The organism is Acinetobacter calcoaceticus ANC 3811 (assembly GCF_000399665.1).
GTDB classification, from domain to species: Bacteria; Pseudomonadota; Gammaproteobacteria; order Pseudomonadales; family Moraxellaceae; genus Acinetobacter; species Acinetobacter calcoaceticus_B.
This window is the reverse complement of the sequence record NZ_KB976986.1, coordinates 392,053-411,977: the sequence shown is the minus strand read 5'-3', so window position 1 is coordinate 411,977 and position 19,925 is coordinate 392,053. Positions and strand designations below refer to the sequence as shown.

Sequence of the window (19,925 nt, the reverse complement as noted above, 5' to 3'; positions counted from 1 at the left end):
ACAAGGAGAAATCATGAGTGACAGCAGCAATCAATTGATGCCCCTGTCATTGTCTGCGCCCGGTGTAAACCTTGGTGCATATATCAGTACTGTCAATCAGATTCCTATTTTAACGGCCGAGCAAGAAAAAGAACTTGCTGAACGTTATTATTATGACCAAGATCTTGATGCCGCAAAAATGCTGGTAATGTCGCATTTACGTTTCGTCGTTCACATTGCGCGCAGCTATGCAGGTTATGGCCTACCACAAGGCGACCTTATTCAAGAAGGTAATTTAGGCTTAATGAAAGCCGTGAAGCGTTTCGACCCAAATATGGGCGTGCGTCTTGTATCTTTTGCCGTCCACTGGATTAAGGCAGAAATTCACGAATACGTTATTCGTAACTGGCGTATTGTCAAAATTGCAACGACCAAAGCACAGCGTAAATTATTTTTCAATTTACGTAGTTTAAAAAAATCGAGTAAAAAATTAACGCTCGAAGAAGCTCAATCGATTGCGAATGACTTAAATGTTACTGCAGAACAAGTTCTGGAGATGGAAGGTCGTTTAACCGCTTATGATGCTGCTTTCGATGCTCAAGGCGATGACGATGATGACACCCCACATACTGCACCTGCATTGTTTCTTGAAGATAACCGCTATGATCCAGCTCGTTTAGTTGAAAATGAAGACTGGGAAGAGCAAACTACATCTGCTTTACATGATGCAATGGATCAGTTAGATGACCGTTCGCGTAATATTTTACAACGTCGTTGGTTAGATGATGATAAGTCTACTCTCCACGAGTTAGCAGCCGAATATAATGTATCAGCAGAACGTATTCGCCAGCTTGAAAAGAATGCAATGGAAAAAATTAAAATTGCCATGTCTGCAAGCTAAAATAAGTTTAAAAATAAAAGGGCGATTAGCCCTTTTGTTTTATCTGGCTATGTTTAGCCAACCCAATCTATGATAACGTTGCCCTTCATTATTCATTTGCGTTTTTTGTTATGTGGATTGCCATTTCAGCCCTTAATCTTGCCTTTGCAGTCATGTTGGGTGCTTTTGGAGCACATGGTCTTAAAGCTCATGCGAGTCCTGAGCAACTTGTTTGGTGGCATACTGCAACCGACTATTTTTTCTACCATGCTTTAGGTCTTCTAGCACTTGGTATTTTAAGCAAAGTCATCATTACGTTCCCCATTAAATTGCCATTCATATTGATTCAGATCGGTATTTTATTCTTCTGTGGTTCACTCTATATCATGGCGCTTGGATTACCGCGAATTTTAGGGGCAATTACCCCAATTGGTGGAGCATTCATGATAGCTGGATGGCTCGTTTTGGCTTGGAATGCCCTCAAATACGCAAAATAATTGGAATGTGATCATGCAAATTTATTTAAATGGCGAATTAACGGACACGCCTTGTCAAAACCTGTTGCAACTCATTCAGGAAATGGCACTTGAAGGAAAACGATTTGCTGTCGAACACAATCAGCAAATTGTTTCTAAAAGCAAATTAGAGCAAATCACTATTGCTCAACATGACCGTATCGAAATTATTCACGCTGTTGGCGGCGGCTAAGTCGGAGTTATCCATGCAAGACACCCCTCTCATTATTGGTTCACGTTCTTTTCAATCTCGTTTATTGGTAGGAACTGGCAAATATAAAGACTTAAATGAAACAGATTTAGCCATTCAAGCGAGTGGTGCAGAAATCGTAACTGTCGCAATCCGCCGTGTGAATATTGGACAAAATCCAGGTCAACCGAATTTACTCTCAGTTATTCCACCAGAAAAATATACAATTTTGCCAAATACCGCAGGTTGTTTTGATGCTGACAGCGCAGTGCGTACTTGCATGTTAGCACGTGAACTTCTAGACGGTCATAACTTGGTAAAACTTGAAGTTTTGGGCGACGAAAAAACCTTATATCCAAATGTAACTGAGACTTTAAAAGCGGCTCGTACTTTAATTGATGACGGTTTTGAGATTATGGTCTACACATCTGATGACCCGATCATTGCGCAAGAACTTGAAAGTATGGGCTGTGTAGCCATCATGCCTTTAGGTAGTCTAATTGGTTCAGGTTTAGGTATCTTAAACCCGCACACTATTTCAATTATTAAAGAAAATGCAAAAGTACCCGTTTTGGTAGATGCAGGCGTTGGTACAGCAAGTGATGCAGCTATTGCTATGGAGCTTGGTTGTGACGGCGTGCTGATGAATACAGCAATTGCAGCTGCTCAAAACCCTATTTTGATGGCTTCTGCAATGAAAAAAGCTGTTGAAGCTGGACGTGAAGCATTTTTAGCGGGTCGCATGCCACGTAAGCGTATGGCAAATGCAAGCTCACCAGAAACAGGTTATTTCTTTAAATAATTTATTTCTAAGGAATCACTGCTTTTTCAGTGGTTCCTCTCTTCTCTCATGTAACCATTTCACTTTTCAAAAAAGACTAGAAATCTATATCACTTTATTTTAATCGACAGATCTAAATTGTTATATTTAGCTTAGGCTAAACCTAATGTGCTCTTTAAATTTTGCTTGGCATTTAGCTCAAAATTCTTTTGGAAATATGTAGTTTGATAAAGTGGCTCAGACTGATAAAAATGCGCTAAAACTTCTTTTCTTTTAATTAAATATACTTCTGGATTAACCCACGCATATTCCTGCTGAATCTGCTGTTCATATTGCATAAAACGCTCTGGGGCCGCTGCCAAAATAGCTAAATCTATGTCCAATAAAAACTGTAAATCCGTTTCATCGGTTGATATATGCTTTTGAGTAGCAAGAATCCAACGCTTTATTTTCTGAACTGTATTTACTGGTAAATCTTGAGCCATACATTGTTCAAATAACTCAGCACTTTTCAACTCATTGTCTTTAGCTTGTGGGTCATAGATAACATCATGAAACCAAAGTGCCAATGCCACGGCATAAGGATCATTTAATTCTGATCGAATTGACTCAAGCAGATTTAAGCATTCATATATATGTTGAACGGTATGATAAGCCCGCTGCTTTTCACTATAAGCAGCGATGAGTATATTTAAAAAATTTTGCGGCTCAGAAAAGCGATAATGCTGATGCAGCTCAAACCAAACATGTTCCAATTTTGATAAATAAAGCTGCATCATCATATCTTAACCGCGCTTAGGATTATTGCTCATCGCGTTTAAATACCAACTCTTTTGCTGATGAATTCTCAGCATCAAAGTAGTATCCATCGGTATTAAACGCTTTAATATCCTCAGCTTTATTCAATTGGTTTTCAATCACAAAACGAGCCATTAAACCACGCGCTTTTTTCGCATAGAAACTAATGACTTTATATTTGCCATTTTTCTGATCAAGAAAAACAGGCTTAACAATTTCAGCCTTAATTTTTTTCTCATTGACCGATTTGTAATACTCATCTGAAGCTAGGTTTACAAGTAATTCAGCTTTAATTGCTGCCAAGTCTTCATTGATCTGGTTCGTGATAATTTCACCCCAGAACTCATACAAATTATGGCCACGTAAATTTTTTAATTTAGTACCCATCTCAAGACGATAAGGCATCATTAAATCTAAAGGACGCAATAAACCATATAAGCCAGATAGCATACGTAAATGCTGCTGTGCAAAATCAATATCTTTGTCTTTTAAATGATAAGCATCTAAACCCGTATATACGTCACCTTTAAATGCATAAATTGCCTGACGAGCATTTGAAAAATCAAATTCGGGCTTCCAATCTCTAAATCGGTCTACATTTAGTGTGGCAATTTTTTCACTGACACTCATTAAGCTCGCAATTTCCGAAGCAGAAAGTTTACGGCTAACATCAATTAATTGTGCTGAGTGTTCTAACAAGCGAGGTTGAGTAAACTCATCTGTAGGTAACGCTGTTTCATAATCCAAAGTTTTTGCAGGAGAAATTAAAGCAAGCATAGACAACCTGAAAAAATTATTCTTAATACCAACTATAACAGTAGATATTTTTTAATGCTAACTCGTGTTTTCAATGACGACTATCGGTAAAATAGCATCACGTATTGTTATTTAGCGGTTCTTATATGTCTGAGCAAACTTTCATCCAGGGTCCAGTAGGTAAAATTGAACTTTTCGTTGACCGCCCTGAAGGTGAAATCAAAGGCTTTGCGGTAGTTTGTCATCCGCATCCATTGCAAGGTGGAACCCCTCAACATAAAGTCCCTGTCCTGTTAACCCAAATCTTTAATGAATATGGTTGCATTGTTTACCGTCCTAGCTTCCGTGGGTTAGGCGGCAGTGAAGGTATTCATGATGAAGGCCATGGTGAGACTGAAGATATTTTAGCTGTAATTGAACATGTTCGTAAGCTTCACGAAGGTCTACCGTTCTATGCAGGTGGCTTTAGTTTCGGTTCACATGTTATGGCAAAATGCTTTGCACAGCTTAATCCTGAATTACGACCTGTACAGTTAATTTTATGTGGTTTACCAACGGCTACTGTAGTGGGCTTGCGCCATTATAAAACTCCTGAAATTCAAGGTGATATTCTACTCATTCATGGTGAGCAAGATGACATTACCTTACTCTCAGATGCAATTGCATGGGCAAAACCACAGAAGCATCCAATTACGATTTTACCAGGCGCCAATCACTTCTTTACAGGCTATTTAAAACAGCTTCGTCAAATCATTACACGCTTTATTATCATGAAATAAACTGTAATTTGATGGGCATAGATTGAGTCTATGTCCATCATATTATGAGCACTATAACTCCTAAAAATCACTCCAGCTTAATCCAAAACGGGCCAAATATTTTTTCACTCGATCGCTATCGTTCGTTGTATTACGTTGTTGACGAGACACTGAAAAGAGCTGCCTTCCTGCCTCTGCCATTGATTTTGAGTTTTCACAAACTTTAAGCACGCCACGTAATTGAATCTGATCAAACTCATCTATTTGTTCTAACTGCTCAGAACTCAGATAATTAAGTAGAATATCTACATTTCCCTCTTTGTAAGATGCTGTCTGAATGAGCCAAAGTTGTTTTAAGCGTTCAACTTCTCTTTCTACTGTTTCACTTCGAATTAATTCACCTTGAGACAAAGTTGCCAAACGAGTTACGCTTGCTGCCAAATCTCTGAAATTACCTTGCCAAGTTGCATCTGCTGATTTAGCAAATTTCAAATACATTTCTAAAGCATCGCGTTGAAAACGTAATTGTCTCTGATGAATTGCTGCAAAGCGCTGTAGCTCAAACTGAATGTTGGGCGCAATATCTTCTACACGGTCTTTTAAATTGGGTAAAAAGAATGTCCACGTATTCAAACGAGCCCATAAATCTTCACGAAAACGGCCAGCTTGAATCTCATTACGCAAATCACGATTAGTACCAGCAATTAGCTGAAAATCGGCCTGAATTTCCTTATCACTCCCAACAGGAAAAAAGCTTTTATCCTCTAGTGCTTTTAGCAGCATTGCTTGTTCATCAAGCCCTAACTCACCAATTTCATCTAAAAACAAAATACCTTGGTCAGCACTTTTTAATAAACCAGCACGAGAAGCTGCGGCTCCTGTAAATGCACCTTTTATATGACCAAATAAGGTCGACATAGCACTATCGCCGCGTAAGGTCGCACAGTTAACATCGATAAAGCGACCACTTAACTGGAATTTATCTTTCTTTAACTGAAAAATCTGTTTTGCCAAATGAGACTTTCCAACACCTGTTGCCCCCATAATCAAAATAGGCGCACTAGAGCGGGTTGCAACTAACTCAACCTCCTCAATAAGCTGATTAAACGCTTTATTATGAGTAGAAATATTTGCCTTAAGCTGTTGCCAATTTTGCTTTTGCTCATCATCGAATCGTTGTTTTAAAGCATCGTATCGAGACAAGTCCAGATCAATAACTCTATACTCACCTTCTGAGGTCTTTTGCTGATTAGGTGAACTTTGAATCAATTGAGCTGGTAAATAATGGGCATCGACCAATAAATACCAGCAAATTTGAGCAACATGTGTCCCGGTTGTGATATGCAATAAATAGTTATTTTTTTCAACATCAAACTGATAGGTTTTTACAAAGTCATAAAGTGCACCATAAACTTCAGCAAAATCCCATGGGTCTCTAATACTCACCTTATGCCCAGAAACCTGTGTTTGCGGAGAAATTTCTTTTGCATCTAATGCTATAGATTTCACTAAATTATGATGTTGCCTGTCATGTAACAACACCAATTCATCTATAAGTAAATCTTCATGCATTAACAGACTAATTGTAGGACGCCAACGTTGCCATCGATCGGGCTTTCTCCCCTGATCAAGCGTAGAACCGACAAAGCCAATAACGACTGTTTTCTTTGCATCCGCCATAATTTCTATAAAATTTTATAAGTGTCTATAATATACAATACGCATTTGACCAAAAAATTCCAAGAATATGCTTCATTTTACTTTTTTAGGCACATCTTCAGGTGTACCCACTCTGACACGTAATGTTTCAGGATTAGCAGTTCGTAATAACAAGAATAAAGACTGGATTTTAATTGATGCGGGCGAAGGAACACAGCACCGCATTCAGCAAGCCAGACTTTCTCTACAGAACTTAGTTGCCATTTGTATTACACACGTTCACGGCGACCATTGTTATGGTCTAGTTGGTTTACTAGCAAGTGCAGGCATGAATGCTCGTAGCAAACCCTTAATCGTGATTGCACCGAAAGAAATTCAGCAATGGTTTGAAATCACCGCCCAACTTACAGACTTACACTTACCCTATTCACTGCAATTTATTGATGTGAATGAAGCAATGCAGCCATATCAAATCACCGATGAATTCATTGCTCAAGCACATCCACTAAGCCATCGTGTTCCAAGTTTTGCATTTAGTATTTATATCAAATCTATTCAAAAGAAGTTAGATATCCAAGCTCTAACTCAGCTTGGCGTACCTCAAGGCGATATTTGGGGCCATTTAAAACGTGGCTATGATGTTGAGTTTGAGGGCCAAACTTTAAAAGCTCAAGACTTTATCAAAATGCAACATCAACAAGTTCATGCAATTATAGGTGGTGATAACGACCAACCTGAACTATTAGCAGATGCTTGCAAAGATGCTCAACTCCTTATTCACGAATCAACTTACTTGCAAACGGTTTTAGATAAAGTAGGCAAAGGTCCAATGCATAGCTCAGCAAAAATGGTGGCTGAATTTGCAGAGCAGCAATCTTTGGGTAATTTAATTCTGACTCATTTTAGCCCTAGACATCAGGATAAAGCTGGTCAGCAAGCTATTGCCGAAGAAGTTCGCCAGTTTTATAAAGGTCATTTTTATTTAGCAAATGATTTTGATGAGTTTACTTTAAATGAAGCTGGACAGCTTTTGAAAGTTGATAAGAACAACAAAGCCGATTGAATTTATATATCTCAAAAGATACTTAAATATATTTTGAGATATATTAAAAACATTAAAATCTCCAATAAAGATTAGCCCAACAGATGACCTAATTATTTTTATATATTATTTTCAATAACTTATATTTTAATTAAGTGTTTTTTAAAAAGTTGGCACACTCAGTGCAATAGTACAAAGCACACAACATCATTGGGATGTTATGAATAACACCTGCCTGCAAACGCTTGGCAGGCAGGCTTTGAAAGGAAAAGAAAATGTCTGTCATTGAAGAAATTAACCAACAAGCTCAGTTTGAACAAAAGCAGCAACAACTTTCTTATCAAGTTCTGCAAAATGAAAAAAGTATGCCAGTCAAAATGTGGACTAAAGGCGTGCTTGTTGATGACAACTCAAAACAACAATTATTGCAAACTGCTCAAATGCCTTTTATTTATAAATGGATGGCTGTAATGCCAGATGTACACTTCGGTTTAGGAGCAACTATTGGTAGCGTGATTCCAACTAAAGGGGCAATTATTCCTGCTGCTGTGGGTGTAGATATTGGTTGCGGAATGATGGCAACACGTACAAGCTTAACTGCTTCAGATTTACCAGATAACTTACATGCTCTACGTACTGAACTAGAACGATTAATTCCACATGGAATGACTAAGCGCGGACGTGATCGCGGATCATGGGAAACTCCACCAGAAATGGTAGATCAAGCTTGGACCGATCTGGTTGCAGATTTTGAATACATTTGCGCAAAACATCCACGTTTGAAAAACACCAACAACCGCAAGCATTTGGGAACTTTAGGTACTGGAAACCACTTTGTCGAAATCTGTCTAGATGAGCATGATCATGTTTGGATTATGTTGCACTCAGGTTCTCGTGGTGTAGGAAATGCTATCGGTAATCATTTTATTGAACTTGCCCGTAAAGACATGCAGAAGCATTTTATTAACTTACCAAATAAAGATTTAGCATACTTGGTTGAAGGCACTGAACACTTTGATGATTATTGGTTTGCTGTAGGTTGGGCTCAACGCTTTGCGATGAAGAACCGAGAAATCATGATGCAATCTGCGATTAAAGCCTTGGCTACTATTGTACCAAAGCCTTTTCAAGCACGTTTGGAAGCAGTGAACTGTCACCATAACTATGTGGAAAAGGAAGAACACTACGGTGAAGAAGTGATGGTCACCCGCAAAGGTGCAGTCCGTGCACGCTTAGGTGAATATGGAATTATTCCAGGTTCAATGGGTGCGAAGTCATTTATTGTACGTGGGCTTGGAAATCAGGAATCTTTCTGTTCATGTTCGCATGGTGCAGGTCGTGTTATGAGCCGTACTGAAGCAAAACGACGCTTTACTGTTGAAGATCAGATTGCGCAAACTGAAGGTGTAGAATGCCGTAAAGATGCAGCAGTTATTGATGAAATTCCATCGGCATATAAACCGATTGAAGATGTAATGGAAGCTCAAAAAGATTTGGTTGAAGTGGTTTATACATTAAGACAAGTGGTATGTGTTAAAGGGTGATCTAATGAACCAAATTGAAACTGGAATTGTGCAATTTGAATGGGCAATAAAACTCTATTTATATGAAAACGCATTCGTGCCAGCTATTACTTTAGCTGGTGCTGCGGAAGGTATTTTTGGTGAAATTAAAAGTGGTTATATATTTCATCAAGTCAGTGAAAATATTGCCATTAAAAACAACTTACAAGTAAAACTAGTTTCTAAAGAAATTAATAAAGTCAGAAATTGGTTAAAGCATGGAAGTTGCCATCAATCATTTACTGAGCTAAGTGAGCAAGAGTTTACAGAGGCCGCAATCAGTCGAATCATTATTGCTGCAACAGCCTTAATTCATTTGAAACCTGATTATATGAGTAATTTATTTATTAAATTTATGCAGCATACTCAAACCCATTATTCAGATTTCCTACCCGATAATTTTGACTGGAATGAAATAGAGATAGAAGAATGAAACTCGCAGAAGCACTTTTATTTCGAAGCGATCAACAAAAAAAGCTTGCTTCGTTAAAACAACGAATTAATGCCAATGTATTGGTACAAGAAGGTGATGAACCTAGTGAAGATCCAAATGAACTCATCAAACAAGTATTCGCTTTAACTCAGGAAAGCAATCAATTGATTTGTCGTATTCATTTGACCAATGCACAAGCAAAACTGGAAGATGGCAAAGTATTGTTGTCTCTATTAAGTTTGCGCGATAGTTATGCTGAACAGCATAAGATTTTAATAGATGCGATTGCCAATACACATCGAGAACCTGATCGTTATAGCTCACGTGAAATTAAGTGGAAGAAAGTCATTCCTGTTTCTAGCTTACAAAAGCAGGCGGATGATATCAGTGCGAAACTCCGTGACTTAAACGTTAAAATTCAGGCTGCTAATTGGCAAATTGATCTAATCGATTAAACAATAGATTTTGTGAAATCATTTTCACAATCAAAGTTTGGACATACTGGGCGAGTACAAGATCCTGCGTTACTCCGATCTGAGGGATTGAAAATAATTCAGGCGGCTATGGCAGCATGTGAGTCGTGCATCGATATTCACTTATCAGGCTCAGCACTATGCACCTAACAAACCTTTGTCGAAAGCAAAGTCACACGTTACTTCGCATTACCATGTACTGACAGTATGTTCATTAAATTAGAGAATAAGGAAAACAGAAGTGAATAAAGCTTTGGCAAATATGCCCAAAACCATCCAAATTGATGGTTCACAAGGTGAAGGTGGTGGACAGATTTTAAGAACTGCCATTGCCCTTTCAATGATTACAGGTCAGCCATTTGAATTAATTAATATACGTGCAGGACGTAAAAAACCGGGTTTAATGCGTCAACATTTGGTTTGTGTACAAGCATCTCAACAAATTAGCCAAGCTTATGTAGAGGGTGCTGAATTACATAGCCAACGTTTATATTTCGCACCTCAGCATGTTCAAAGTGGTAAATATCAATTTCAAATCGGTTCAGCGGGTAGTACAACACTGGTTTTACAAACGCTTCTACCTGTTTTGTTATTACAAAATGAAGCTAGTGAACTCACCATTTCAGGGGGTACACATAACCCACTTGCACCAACAGCAGATTTTATTGAACACTGCTTTTTACCTGCTCTAGCGAAGATTGGAATTAACGTCGATTTTAGATTAAATAAAGCAGGCTTTTTTCCAATTGGTGCAGGTGAAATTCAAGTTATCATTCAGCCATGGCAATATCGCAACAAACTAAGTTTATTAGCTCGTGGCGCTTTGCAATCTACGGAGGCTTTTGCAGCCACTCTAAACCTTTCAGAGGAAGCACAAATTGCTCAACGTGAATTAACCACGTTAAGTAAAAAGCTAAACTTAAGCTCTCAGCAGCAATTTCATTTAAATGGAATTAGCCAAGGCAATACAGTCTATGTGAAAGTTACCCATCAATATCACATTCAACTGTTTACAGCTTTAGGTGAGATGCGCAAAAGTGCAGAGCAAATAGCTGATCATTTAGCAAAAGATGTAAATCTATATTTATCTTCGCAGGCTGTTGTAAATGAGTATTTGGCAGATCAATTGCTTCTACCTTTAGCTTTAGGTCAAGGTGGTGAATTCACCGCACAATGTATTAGCGAACACACTCGTACTCAAGCAGCCATGATTGAAAAATTTATTGATTGTGAAATCGAATTTGTCGAGTTAAATCCAAATCATTTTCATGTAAAGGTTAAAGTTCAAGAAGCTCATGGTTGAGCTTCTTATTTGTAAAAACTACTCTACAGATGCCAAAGCCGTTACCAACAGCTTCCAGCATTTCTCTACGGTATCTACTTTGACTCGCTCGCCTGGTGCATGAGCCCCTTGAATATCTGGGCCAAACGAAACCATCTGTAAATCAGGATAATGCTCGGCAATAATCCCACACTCCAAGCCTGCATGAATCACTTTAAGACTTGGCTCAATGTTAAATGCCTTTTGATAGGCTTGTTGTAAGCACTTTAAAGCAGCGGAATCAGGATTTGGTGTCCAACCCGAAACTAAGGGTGTGAGTGCAGAAACGATATTAAATTGGCTAAAATGTGCCTGAATTTTTTCTGCAAAATCTTGAGCTTTTTGATTTACCATTGAGCGAACCATTAAAACAGCTTTTCCACCCTCTCGATTTAGTTTTACCACTCCAATGTTATTTGAAGTTTCAACTACGTCTGGTAAAGCTTGACTCATACTTGCAACACCATACGGACTTGTTGCCAAAGCTTGTAACCATTCCTTTTGCTGTTGTTGAGTAATGACTTCGGTTACTTCAGTGCTATTCGGTTGAATAGTTAATTGCAGATTGTTATCAATACCTTGTAGCTGTTGCTTCCACTCTGCCTGATATTCAGAGAGTAATTTTTCTAATTTGGGTAATTGGTTAGACGAAATTGCAATGGTTGCCACGGCTTCTCGAGGTAGTGCATTACGAGCTGTACCACCTGTAAATTCAACAAGGTGTCCACCAAGCTTTGCTAAATGCTGATTTAAAAACCGAGCTAAAATAACGTTGGCATTGCCACGTCCTAAATGAATATCTACACCAGAATGACCGCCTTTAAGGCCCGAAATCTGAATATTCACAACCGTCAAATTTTCAGGAATTGGTTCATACGTGAGTGGTTGCTCGACTTCAATATCAATACTGCCCGCACATCCGAGATATAGCTCACCCCACTCTTCTGTATCAATATTAAATAACCATTTCCCTTTTAGCACACCTGCCTGTAAAAGCCGTGCACCACTCATCCCTGCTTCTTCATCAACTGTTAAAAGAACTTCAATTGGCCCATGAGCAATATCATTTGAATCTAATACTGCCAAAGCTAAGGCTACCCCAATGCCATTATCAGCGCCTAAAGTGGTATCTTTGGCAATCAACCAACCATCTTCAAGAATTGGACGAATTGGGTCTTTAAAGAAGTCATGTACTGTGCCAGTGTTGGCTTGTGTGACCATATCTAAATGGCCTTGAAGAATAACGCCAGATACATGTTCTTTACCCGCAGTCGCATTCTTACGGATAATTAAATTCCCAACTTGATCTACGTAAGTTTCTAGATTTCGACTTTGCGCCCAGTTTTGTAAAAACTCACGAAGTTGCTGTTCATGCTTTGATGGACGAGGAATAGTACAAAGTGTTTGAAAATGCTGCCAAACAACTTGAGGAGATAACGCTGCAATATCAACTTGTGTCATGAAAACCACACTCTAATTATGTAAATATCTTAATAATTTCAATATACACAATGCATTAAAGATAGGTAGAAATTTCAGGAAAGATTTTGTATTTTTATCTTTAATCTAAAGAGACAGTACGACTTTTCTAAAAAGTCGTACTTCATAAATAAGTCTTAACAGGCGTATTTTTTAGTTTTTCCACTCAAATGCTGAGAAACTCTGATCGGCTTTCAAACTATTTTCAACTGCCTGTGCAAGCTGACGAATGATGCTTTGTGTTTCAATTTTCTCAAACCAATCTTGCTCTTCATCAGGATTGGCAGAGATTTCACACATTAAATGCCCATCATGGTCTGTTTTCTGACAAGTAATCGACAAGGGTAAAAGATGATTATCAATACTCACTTCTACTTTTTCATGTTCATGCACAATGTGCTGTGCATCAAAGCCATAATGTCCCAATTGTTTAAATAATAAAGCCGCTACATATTCTTGAGTGATATGGCATTCATTTGGCGGATGATCGAGCACCCCATGTTCTGGGCAACTGGCAATAAATTGTAATTTTTTCATCCTTTGTCCTAACACTTTTATCATTATCTGCGCTTAGCATAAGCAATAAACAAACAGCAGCCAAGCCTTTAGCCCGCTGCTGCCGTTGCTATTGTGTTAGCAATTATAAAATGTGTTAGGTGAAAAGTTATTGGCTAACTTCGATCGTTAAGCCTGCACGATTCGCCAACTCAGTGAAAGTTGGGAAACTTGTCGCCACAGTTTCAGTACCCTGAATCGTAATCGGACCAGAATTACGAAGGCCTGCCATACTAAAGCTCATGGCAATGCGGTGGTCATGGTGTGATTCAACTTCACCACCTGTAAAAATTGGTGACCAGTCACCAGCCTTACCCTTACCTTCGATAATGATGCCATCATCAGTTGGCGTGCAGTCAATGCCCATAATTTTTAAGCCATCTGCCATGACCTGAATGCGATCAGACTCTTTCACACGAAGTTCTGCCGCACCAGTCAGTACTGTTTGGCCTTCGGCACAAGCTGCTGCAATAAATAAAGCTGGGAATTCATCAATTGCCAAAGGCACTTGGTCTTCTGGCATATGAATGCCTTTAAGTGTGTGCGAACCTTTAATATGAATATCAGCAATAGGTTCGCCACCCGCAATACGTTCATTTTCAACAGTCAGATCAGCACCCATCTGTTTTAAAATTTCAATTACGCCAGTACGTGTTGGGTTAATACCTACAGCTTCCAGAACAACATCGGAACCCTCAGTAATTGCAGCACCCACCATAAAGAAAGCAGCTGATGAAATATCTGATGGAACCTGAATGTCAGTCCCCACTAATTTTCCACCACCAACGAGTGAAATCTTGTTGCCTTCGGTTTTAACATCATAACCAAATGCACGAAGCATGCGCTCTGTATGGTCACGAGTTGGCTCTGGTTCTGTAACAGAGATTTCACCTTCAGCCCATAAGCCCGCAAGTAAAATACCAGACTTCACTTGAGCAGATGCCATAGGTAAATCGTATTGAATGCCTTTTAATTGCTGGCTACCCGCAATGCTTACAGGTGGTGTACCTTTCTCACCCGTGGTCTGAATTTGCGCACCCATTAAACGTAATGGTTTAGCAATACGCTCCATTGGACGTTTAGAAAGTGACGCGTCACCTGTCATGACAGAATCAAATTTTTGCGCTGATAACATGCCTGAAAGTAAACGCATGCTTGTACCAGAGTTACCCATATACAATGCACTTGCTGGCGCTTTTAAACCATGCATGCCTACACCGTGAATGGTGACTTCACCATTTTTAGGGCCTTCAATGCTTACACCCATATCACGGAAAGCTTGCAAAGTTGCCAAAGCATCTTCACCTTCAAGGAAGCCAGTGACATGGGTAGTGCCTTCGGCAATAGCACCAAACATAATGGAGCGATGTGACACAGATTTGTCACCCGGTACGGTAAATTTACCTTTAAAAGTCTTATTTCCCGGTAAGATACTGAATTGCTGTGTCACCTTATTTTTCTCCATTAAAGGTTTTTTGGCTAACATATGATTGAAATGTTGACGTGCTGCTTGAGCATGGCCGAGTAAACCCATTAATGCATGAGAATCTTCGTTTTCAATCAATTTTCTAAGTACAGTAAGCTGCTTTTCGAAGCCATCTACAGCATTTAATATCGCTGTTTTATTGGCAAAGAAAATGTCATGCCACATTTGAGGATCACTGGCCGCAATCCGCGAAAAATCACGAAAACCACCCGCTGCATAACGGAAAATATCAAAATTATCTTCACGGTTTGCAAGTTGCTCGACCAGATTAAATGCCATTAAATGTGGTAAATGACTCGTATGCGCCAGCACTTCATCATGCTTAGCAACATCCATACAAATAACTTCAGCTTTAGCAGCTGACCAAAGTTGAATCAGTTTATCAACTGCCCATTCTGCACTTGTCGGTAACGGCGTTAAAATTACTTTGTGATTTGCAAATAGGTCAATCTTACCCGCATGAACACCAGTGTGTTCGCTACCCGCGATAGGATGCCCTGGTACAAAACCTGCTGGTAAATCTTCACCAAATACAGCTTTTGCTGCATCAACGACATTACCTTTTGTACTTCCCACATCAGTTACAATTGTGGTTTCTGACAAATAAGGTTTAATCTGCTCAAGCACTTTTTGCGTAGCACGTACTGGCAAGGCTAAAACGACTAAATCTGCCCCTTTCACGGCTTCAACAGGATCAGAAAATCCCTCTTGTATTAAGCCAAGTGATTTTGCATCTTCTAAAGTTTTCTGTGAACGTGTAGATGCAACAACAGTTGTCGCCAACTTTTCTGCAACAATAACACGAGCTAAACTCGACCCGATGAGTCCTAAACCAATAAATGCAACTTTTTTAAATAGGGGTTGTGACATAACTTCAACTTTGCTTTTGCTCAAAGTTATTTAAACCATTGAGCAATTTGTTTTTAAGCATAATGACATGCTTATCTTTATGCATGTCATTATTCCAACATAAGTGATTACAGAACAGCGGCAGGATAAGAACCTAAAATACGAATCTCTTTCACCATTGGGCGAATATCATTAATCGCAGCAGCAACATTCTCTTGTTCGATATGACCTTCTAAATCGATAAAGAATACGTATGCCCACTTTTCAGGTAATGCTGGACGAGTCTCAATACTTGTTAAGCTAATATTATGTTTTGCAAATGGTGCTAAAATTTCTAATAAAGCGCCCGCACGGTCATGTGCTGAAATCAATAACGATGTTTTATCATTACCGCTTTGTGGAATTTTTTCACGTCCAATCACTAAGAAACGAGTGGTGTTTTCCGGATTATCTTCAATATTGCTATGTAAGATTTCAAGGTTATACATGCCTGCTGCAATATCAGATGCGATCGCTGCAGAATGCCATTCGTTGCGAATACGGCGCGCAGCTTCTGCATTTGAGTTTAAAGCAACACGTTCAACACCAGGATAATGTGCATCTAACCACTGGCGACATTGTGCCAAAGTTTGCTGATGAGCATAAATCTGCTTAATACTGTCTTTACGTGTATTTTCAGAAACAAGAAATTGATGATGAATACGTAATTCAACTTCACCAATCACATTTAAATTCGATGTTTTAAAGCAATCTAAGGTATGGTTTACAACACCTTCAGATGAGTTCTCAACTGGAACTACACCGTAATGTGCACTACCTGCTTCCACTTCACGGAAGACTTCATCAATCGTTGGAAGTGGGCGTACAACTGCATCTTTACCAAAATGCTTAAGCACAGCAGATTGAGTAAAAGTACCTTCAGGCCCTAAAAATGCAATACTTTGCGGCGCCTCTAAAGCAAGGCAAGCAGACATAATTTCACGGAACAAACGCGCCATGGTTACATCAGACAAAGGACCTTGGTTACGCTCCATAACTTTACGTAACACCTGCGCTTCACGTTCAGGACGATAAAACAAAGGATTCTCTTCGGAAGCAAATTTAGCTTTCGCAACAGCTTCAGCAAGGCTTGCGCGTCGATTTAATAATTCTTGAATCTGTTGATCCACGCTATCAATATCTTCGCGAATTTGTTCTAAACTAAGAGAAGTCGTTTTGTTTTGATCATCGTTGATCATTAGAATGCAGCCTCAGTAAAATCATCTTTTAAACGAGAGTATAACAATAGTCTGCTTTGATTTGTTAGGCAATATGGCTGTAAGAGCTTTTTTCATTAACCTTTTTACGCACATTCCTTGAATTGCTTTATTTGATAATGATTTTCATTTATCATTTGTGTAATAAATTTTATTATTCCCCATTATGCATAAATCATTTTTCTTTTTACCTTGCTGTTTTCTTTTAAGCTCATTAATAAGCGGCTCTGTTTTGGCTCAAACTTCTACACAAAATCAATCAAAAATCGTTTTTCAAAATAATCAGGCACAATTTCAAATTAAATCTAAAAATACAGGCCATGATTATCTTATTCAAATTTATAAACCACCCGTTGCCCCATCCCAACAGGGTTATCCAGTACTTTATATATTAGATGGCAATGCAACATTCCCAAGTGCTGCCAATATTGCCCAGTCAATTGGTGCAGGTTCAGCAAAATTAGGCCTAGACCCGCTCATGATTGTAGCGGTTGGCTATCCGCAGCAAAAAACTTTTGATGTGCAAAAACGCGCTTATGATTACACACCAAAACCTTCCGCTGAATTTCAGGCCCAAGGTAAATATAAATATGGTGGTGCTGACAAATTCATCAATTTTTTAAATGATGAACTCAAACCAGAAATTGCAAAACAGTTTCCCGTTAATAGTCAACAACAGAGTCTATATGGACATTCTTTTGGAGGCTTGTTGGTTCTTTATCATTTTTTTCAAAAGCCAGATGCATTCCAGCGTTACTTTGCTGCAAGCCCTTCTCTTTGGTTTGATCAAGGCATGTTATTTCAACAGTTAAATCATTGGCAAAGTCAAAAACAAAGCAACTCTCCGATGCTTTTAACCACGGTCGGTACACATGAGCAAGGCGGGTCTCGTACTCAACTTGATAATAAATTTAACGAAACAGATTTCTTCAAAGCTCTGGAAAATAAACGTTCAGATCAATTTACTTATTGGCATTTTTATAACCCTGCTGAGCAACACATTACAAATTTGTATGCGAGTCTACCTAAAGCCCTTATGTTTGCTTCGTGCAAAGACCTAGAAAGCTGTAAATCTTTATTTGATGGGCCATTACAGCAGCCAGCCAAGTAAAAAATTACATTTAAAGATGATTATTTCGTTGTTCTTAAAGATAGACCTCTTAATGCATAGATTGGTTATACTGACCCAATATGTCATAACAACAGTAAAATAGAATGAATAAAATTATTGTTTTAGGCTTACTGGGTCTTACAAGTTTTAGTTTAACGGCTTGTGGCGGTTGCCCCTTAATCGCAGGATGCAATGGTACTGATAATTCTCCGTACTATATAACGACTGTCAGTAATCAAGTTCGTGGTATTCCAATCCCATCCCAAACCAAGCTCACCTATCAGTCCCAAAATTTCAGACAGAAATATGAGCAATCACATGCTTTAAAAGAGAAAAATTTATCAGGCATCGCTTTACCAGAAGATACAGCAATCATTTGGGGCGGTATGCCAGTAGACATGTTTATACAGTTTTCTAATCCCGAAATGAAGGGCTTCTCGGTCTATCCAGCACGAGGATTTAAAGCAGAATTATCAAATGATTTTTTACGTCTATGGAAAAGCTGTGAAAGTGATTTAGACATTACTTTAAAGGATCCAAATGACTGGTCATTTAATCCTAAAAATATGAAAATAAGAGGTTGTAGTATCAATATCCAAGAACGTAGTGCATACACCGAAGATTCATTTCATCAAGATGAAGCAGATGAATTTTTAAGAAAGATAAATCATGCATTACAGCAATTACCGAAACAACAAGACTATCCTGTCATTCAACAGAAGACTAAATAGTTAAAAACAAAACAGCCTGTTCTAAGACAGGCTGTTTTTTCTCTGCTTAATTAGGCTTTGCCAATTAATCCACGCGCTACGATTTCTTTCATAATTTCATTTGTACCACCGTAAATACGTTGGATACGGGCATCTACAAAGAAACGTGAAATTGGATATTCAGTCATATAACCATAACCACCAAAAAGTTGCAGTAAGTTGTCTGCAACCTTCATTTGCATATCACTACTGAAACTTTTCAATGCCGCAGCTGTTTCTACATCTAGTTTGCCTTCTTGATATAAGGCAACGTTTCTTTCATAAAAAGCCGCTGTAGCAAGCTCATCAATTTTTGCTTGCGCTAAAACAAAACGAGTATTTTGGAACTGTGAAATGGGTTGACCAAATGCTTGGCGCTCTTTTACATAAGCTGTTGCCAAATCAATCGCACCGCGAATAGCTCCAATTGCAGTAGATGCAATTGCAGTACGTTCACGAGGTAACTCTTGCATTAAATAAGCAAAACCTTGCCCAGCTTGACCAAGTAACTGGTTTTTAGGTACTTTCACATTGTCAAAAAACAACTCAGATGTATCTTGAGAATGTAGGCCGATTTTGTCGAGATTTGTACCTTTTTTAAAGCCTTCCAGATGTGTATCTGCTAATAATAATGACACACCTTTTGCACGTGCTTGGGGATCAGTTTTTACTGCAAGTACAACAAGATCAGCATGTTGTCCATTTGAAATAAAGGTTTTTGAACCATTTAATAAATAGTGGTCATCTTGCAAAATGGCACTGGTACGCATTGATTGTAAATCCGAGCCTGCTCCAGGTTCAGTCATACCAATTGCACCAACAACTTCACCTGTTACCATTTTCGGTAACCAATATTGTTTTTGCTCTTCTGTCCCGATATGTAAAATATATGGTGCAGCAATTTCAGAGTGACAAGAAATCGCTGTTGATAATGCACAAAAACCAGCACGTGCAGACTCTTCAACCAGCATTAATGAATAGTAAGTTGGAACTCCATAACCACCATATTCTTCTGGAATATCCACACATAAATAGCCATTTTCGCCCAGTTGATTCCAAACTGAACGAGGCATAATTCCTTCACGTTCCCATTGGTCGTAGTGAGGCGCAATATGCTCACTCATAAAACGTTTAAAATTATCACGGAATAATTCTAAATCTGCATCGTATGCCAACATAATATTTTCCTTCAGCTTTATTGTTTTATCGAATCTCATTGCTGTGCATGCTAATCATTTTTTTAGCAACTGTCATGGCATACTCGCTCATTAAAACTGTACTTTTCAGTCAGCC

20 protein-coding genes are annotated in these 19,925 nt (G+C 38.7%); 12 read left to right on the top strand and 8 right to left on the bottom strand.

Annotated features, from left to right (window positions below):
- Nucleotides 1-13: 13 nt before the first annotated feature.
- The 4 genes from rpoH to F935_RS03155 all read left to right on the top strand — a co-directional run bounded on the left by rpoH (nucleotide 14) and on the right by F935_RS03155 (nucleotide 2,366).
- Nucleotides 14-880, top strand: coding sequence for an RNA polymerase sigma factor RpoH (gene rpoH, locus F935_RS03170; RefSeq protein ID WP_016137576.1), 867 nt, complete (start codon nucleotides 14-16; stop codon nucleotides 878-880).
- A gap of 110 nt (nucleotides 881-990) precedes the next feature.
- Nucleotides 991-1,356, top strand: a complete 366-nt coding sequence (locus tag F935_RS03165; RefSeq protein WP_016137575.1) for a DUF423 domain-containing protein — start codon at nucleotides 991-993, stop codon at nucleotides 1,354-1,356.
- 13 nt (nucleotides 1,357-1,369) lie between these two features.
- Nucleotides 1,370-1,567 carry a sulfur carrier protein ThiS gene (gene thiS / locus F935_RS03160; protein ID WP_004791249.1) on the top strand — a complete coding sequence of 66 codons (198 nt, stop codon included), beginning with the start codon at nucleotides 1,370-1,372 and terminating at the stop codon, nucleotides 1,565-1,567.
- A gap of 13 nt (nucleotides 1,568-1,580) precedes the next feature.
- On the top strand, nucleotides 1,581-2,366 hold the full coding sequence (locus tag F935_RS03155) for a thiazole synthase (protein ID WP_016137574.1): 786 nt from the start codon (nucleotides 1,581-1,583) through the stop codon (nucleotides 2,364-2,366).
- Nucleotides 2,367-2,497: 131 nt separating this feature from the next.
- Here F935_RS03155 and F935_RS03150 read toward each other — a convergent pair whose 3' ends face one another.
- Together F935_RS03150 and yaaA are read right to left on the bottom strand one after the other, a co-directional pair.
- A complete protein-coding gene (locus F935_RS03150) occupies nucleotides 2,498-3,127 on the bottom strand; it encodes an HD domain-containing protein (protein ID WP_016137573.1) in 630 nt (209 codons plus the stop codon).
- 19 nt (nucleotides 3,128-3,146) lie between these two features.
- A complete protein-coding gene (gene yaaA, locus F935_RS03145; RefSeq protein WP_016137572.1) occupies nucleotides 3,147-3,920 on the bottom strand; it encodes a peroxide stress protein YaaA in 774 nt (257 codons plus the stop codon).
- Between the two features lie 125 nt (nucleotides 3,921-4,045).
- On the opposite strand from yaaA, the gene F935_RS03140 reads away from it, so the two are divergent.
- The gene (locus tag F935_RS03140) at nucleotides 4,046-4,678 is read left to right on the top strand and encodes an alpha/beta hydrolase (protein ID WP_016137571.1); all 633 of its coding nucleotides are present in this window, start codon (nucleotides 4,046-4,048) and stop codon (nucleotides 4,676-4,678) included.
- Between the two features lie 60 nt (nucleotides 4,679-4,738).
- Here the strand turns inward: F935_RS03140 and rtcR are convergent, their stop codons facing one another.
- Complete coding sequence (gene rtcR, locus F935_RS03135) at nucleotides 4,739-6,337, bottom strand: RNA repair transcriptional activator RtcR (RefSeq protein ID WP_016137570.1); 1,599 nt, start codon at nucleotides 6,335-6,337, stop codon at nucleotides 4,739-4,741.
- Between the two features lie 67 nt (nucleotides 6,338-6,404).
- Here rtcR and F935_RS03130 point away from each other — a divergent pair, with 67 nt between their 5' ends.
- The 5 genes from F935_RS03130 (at nucleotide 6,405) to rtcA (ending at nucleotide 11,129) form a co-directional block, all read left to right on the top strand.
- Nucleotides 6,405-7,379, top strand: a complete 975-nt coding sequence (locus F935_RS03130; protein WP_016137569.1) for a ribonuclease Z — start codon at nucleotides 6,405-6,407, stop codon at nucleotides 7,377-7,379.
- A 254-nt stretch (nucleotides 7,380-7,633) separates the two neighbouring features.
- A complete protein-coding gene (locus tag F935_RS03125) occupies nucleotides 7,634-8,902 on the top strand; it encodes an RtcB family protein (protein WP_016137568.1) in 1,269 nt (422 codons plus the stop codon).
- A gap of 4 nt (nucleotides 8,903-8,906) precedes the next feature.
- Nucleotides 8,907-9,353: a hypothetical protein gene (locus F935_RS03120; RefSeq protein ID WP_016137567.1), complete on the top strand. Its 447-nt coding sequence runs from the start codon at nucleotides 8,907-8,909 to the stop codon at nucleotides 9,351-9,353.
- Nucleotides 9,350-9,808: a DIP1984 family protein gene (locus tag F935_RS03115; RefSeq protein WP_016137566.1), complete on the top strand. Its 459-nt coding sequence runs from the start codon at nucleotides 9,350-9,352 to the stop codon at nucleotides 9,806-9,808. Before F935_RS03120 ends, F935_RS03115 begins: the two co-directional genes overlap by 4 nt.
- A 259-nt stretch (nucleotides 9,809-10,067) precedes the next feature.
- Nucleotides 10,068-11,129 (top strand): RNA 3'-terminal phosphate cyclase, encoded by a 1,062-nt coding sequence (gene rtcA, locus F935_RS03110; protein WP_016137565.1) that lies wholly within the window; start codon nucleotides 10,068-10,070, stop codon nucleotides 11,127-11,129.
- 18 nt (nucleotides 11,130-11,147) lie between these two features.
- On the opposite strand, the gene F935_RS03105 is transcribed toward rtcA, so the two are convergent.
- The 4 genes from F935_RS03105 to pheA all read right to left on the bottom strand — a co-directional run bounded on the left by F935_RS03105 (nucleotide 11,148) and on the right by pheA (nucleotide 16,754).
- Entirely contained in the window at nucleotides 11,148-12,608 is a 1,461-nt protein-coding gene (locus F935_RS03105) for an aminoacyl-histidine dipeptidase (RefSeq protein ID WP_016137564.1), read from the bottom strand.
- A gap of 171 nt (nucleotides 12,609-12,779) precedes the next feature.
- Nucleotides 12,780-13,163 (bottom strand): hypothetical protein, encoded by a 384-nt coding sequence (locus F935_RS03100; protein WP_016137563.1) that lies wholly within the window; start codon nucleotides 13,161-13,163, stop codon nucleotides 12,780-12,782.
- A gap of 127 nt (nucleotides 13,164-13,290) precedes the next feature.
- Nucleotides 13,291-15,537 carry a bifunctional prephenate dehydrogenase/3-phosphoshikimate 1-carboxyvinyltransferase gene (locus F935_RS03095; protein WP_016137562.1) on the bottom strand — a complete coding sequence of 749 codons (2,247 nt, stop codon included), beginning with the start codon at nucleotides 15,535-15,537 and terminating at the stop codon, nucleotides 13,291-13,293.
- Between the two features lie 107 nt (nucleotides 15,538-15,644).
- A complete protein-coding gene (gene pheA / locus F935_RS03090; protein WP_003650703.1) occupies nucleotides 15,645-16,754 on the bottom strand; it encodes a prephenate dehydratase in 1,110 nt (369 codons plus the stop codon).
- A 184-nt stretch (nucleotides 16,755-16,938) separates the two neighbouring features.
- Between pheA and F935_RS03085 the strand changes: the two genes are divergently transcribed.
- Together F935_RS03085 and F935_RS03080 are read left to right on the top strand one after the other, a co-directional pair.
- The gene (locus tag F935_RS03085; RefSeq protein WP_016137561.1) at nucleotides 16,939-17,883 is read left to right on the top strand and encodes an alpha/beta hydrolase; all 945 of its coding nucleotides are present in this window, start codon (nucleotides 16,939-16,941) and stop codon (nucleotides 17,881-17,883) included.
- Nucleotides 17,884-17,987: 104 nt separating this feature from the next.
- The gene (locus tag F935_RS03080) at nucleotides 17,988-18,614 is read left to right on the top strand and encodes a hypothetical protein (protein ID WP_016137560.1); all 627 of its coding nucleotides are present in this window, start codon (nucleotides 17,988-17,990) and stop codon (nucleotides 18,612-18,614) included.
- Nucleotides 18,615-18,664: 50 nt separating this feature from the next.
- On the opposite strand, the gene F935_RS03075 is transcribed toward F935_RS03080, so the two are convergent.
- Nucleotides 18,665-19,810 carry an acyl-CoA dehydrogenase family protein gene (locus tag F935_RS03075; RefSeq protein WP_016137559.1) on the bottom strand — a complete coding sequence of 382 codons (1,146 nt, stop codon included), beginning with the start codon at nucleotides 19,808-19,810 and terminating at the stop codon, nucleotides 18,665-18,667.
- Nucleotides 19,811-19,925 lie beyond the last annotated feature (115 nt).

Excerpts from the sequence above, each read along its gene's own strand:
- F935_RS03080 (WP_016137560.1), top strand. The coding sequence starts at position 17,988 with ATGAATAAAATTATTGTTTTAGGCTTACTGGGTCTTACAAGTTTTAGT.
- thiS (WP_004791249.1), top strand. The coding sequence starts at position 1,370 with ATGCAAATTTATTTAAATGGCGAATTAACGGACACGCCTTGTCAAAAC.
- F935_RS03105 (WP_016137564.1), bottom strand. The coding sequence starts at position 12,608 with ATGACACAAGTTGATATTGCAGCGTTATCTCCTCAAGTTGTTTGGCAG.
- pheA (WP_003650703.1), bottom strand. The coding sequence starts at position 16,754 with ATGATCAACGATGATCAAAACAAAACGACTTCTCTTAGTTTAGAACAA.
- rtcR (WP_016137570.1), bottom strand. The coding sequence starts at position 6,337 with ATGGCGGATGCAAAGAAAACAGTCGTTATTGGCTTTGTCGGTTCTACG.
- F935_RS03100 (WP_016137563.1), bottom strand. The coding sequence starts at position 13,163 with ATGAAAAAATTACAATTTATTGCCAGTTGCCCAGAACATGGGGTGCTC.
- F935_RS03130 (WP_016137569.1), top strand. The coding sequence starts at position 6,405 with ATGCTTCATTTTACTTTTTTAGGCACATCTTCAGGTGTACCCACTCTG.
- F935_RS03085 (WP_016137561.1), top strand. The coding sequence starts at position 16,939 with ATGCATAAATCATTTTTCTTTTTACCTTGCTGTTTTCTTTTAAGCTCA.
- F935_RS03125 (WP_016137568.1), top strand. The coding sequence starts at position 7,634 with ATGTCTGTCATTGAAGAAATTAACCAACAAGCTCAGTTTGAACAAAAG.
- F935_RS03140 (WP_016137571.1), top strand. The coding sequence starts at position 4,046 with ATGTCTGAGCAAACTTTCATCCAGGGTCCAGTAGGTAAAATTGAACTT.
- rpoH (WP_016137576.1), top strand. The coding sequence starts at position 14 with ATGAGTGACAGCAGCAATCAATTGATGCCCCTGTCATTGTCTGCGCCC.
- F935_RS03120 (WP_016137567.1), top strand. The coding sequence starts at position 8,907 with ATGAACCAAATTGAAACTGGAATTGTGCAATTTGAATGGGCAATAAAA.
- F935_RS03150 (WP_016137573.1), bottom strand. The coding sequence starts at position 3,127 with ATGATGATGCAGCTTTATTTATCAAAATTGGAACATGTTTGGTTTGAG.
- F935_RS03155 (WP_016137574.1), top strand. The coding sequence starts at position 1,581 with ATGCAAGACACCCCTCTCATTATTGGTTCACGTTCTTTTCAATCTCGT.
- F935_RS03095 (WP_016137562.1), bottom strand. The coding sequence starts at position 15,537 with ATGTCACAACCCCTATTTAAAAAAGTTGCATTTATTGGTTTAGGACTC.
- F935_RS03075 (WP_016137559.1), bottom strand. The coding sequence starts at position 19,810 with ATGTTGGCATACGATGCAGATTTAGAATTATTCCGTGATAATTTTAAA.
- F935_RS03115 (WP_016137566.1), top strand. The coding sequence starts at position 9,350 with ATGAAACTCGCAGAAGCACTTTTATTTCGAAGCGATCAACAAAAAAAG.
- yaaA (WP_016137572.1), bottom strand. The coding sequence starts at position 3,920 with ATGCTTGCTTTAATTTCTCCTGCAAAAACTTTGGATTATGAAACAGCG.
- F935_RS03165 (WP_016137575.1), top strand. The coding sequence starts at position 991 with ATGTGGATTGCCATTTCAGCCCTTAATCTTGCCTTTGCAGTCATGTTG.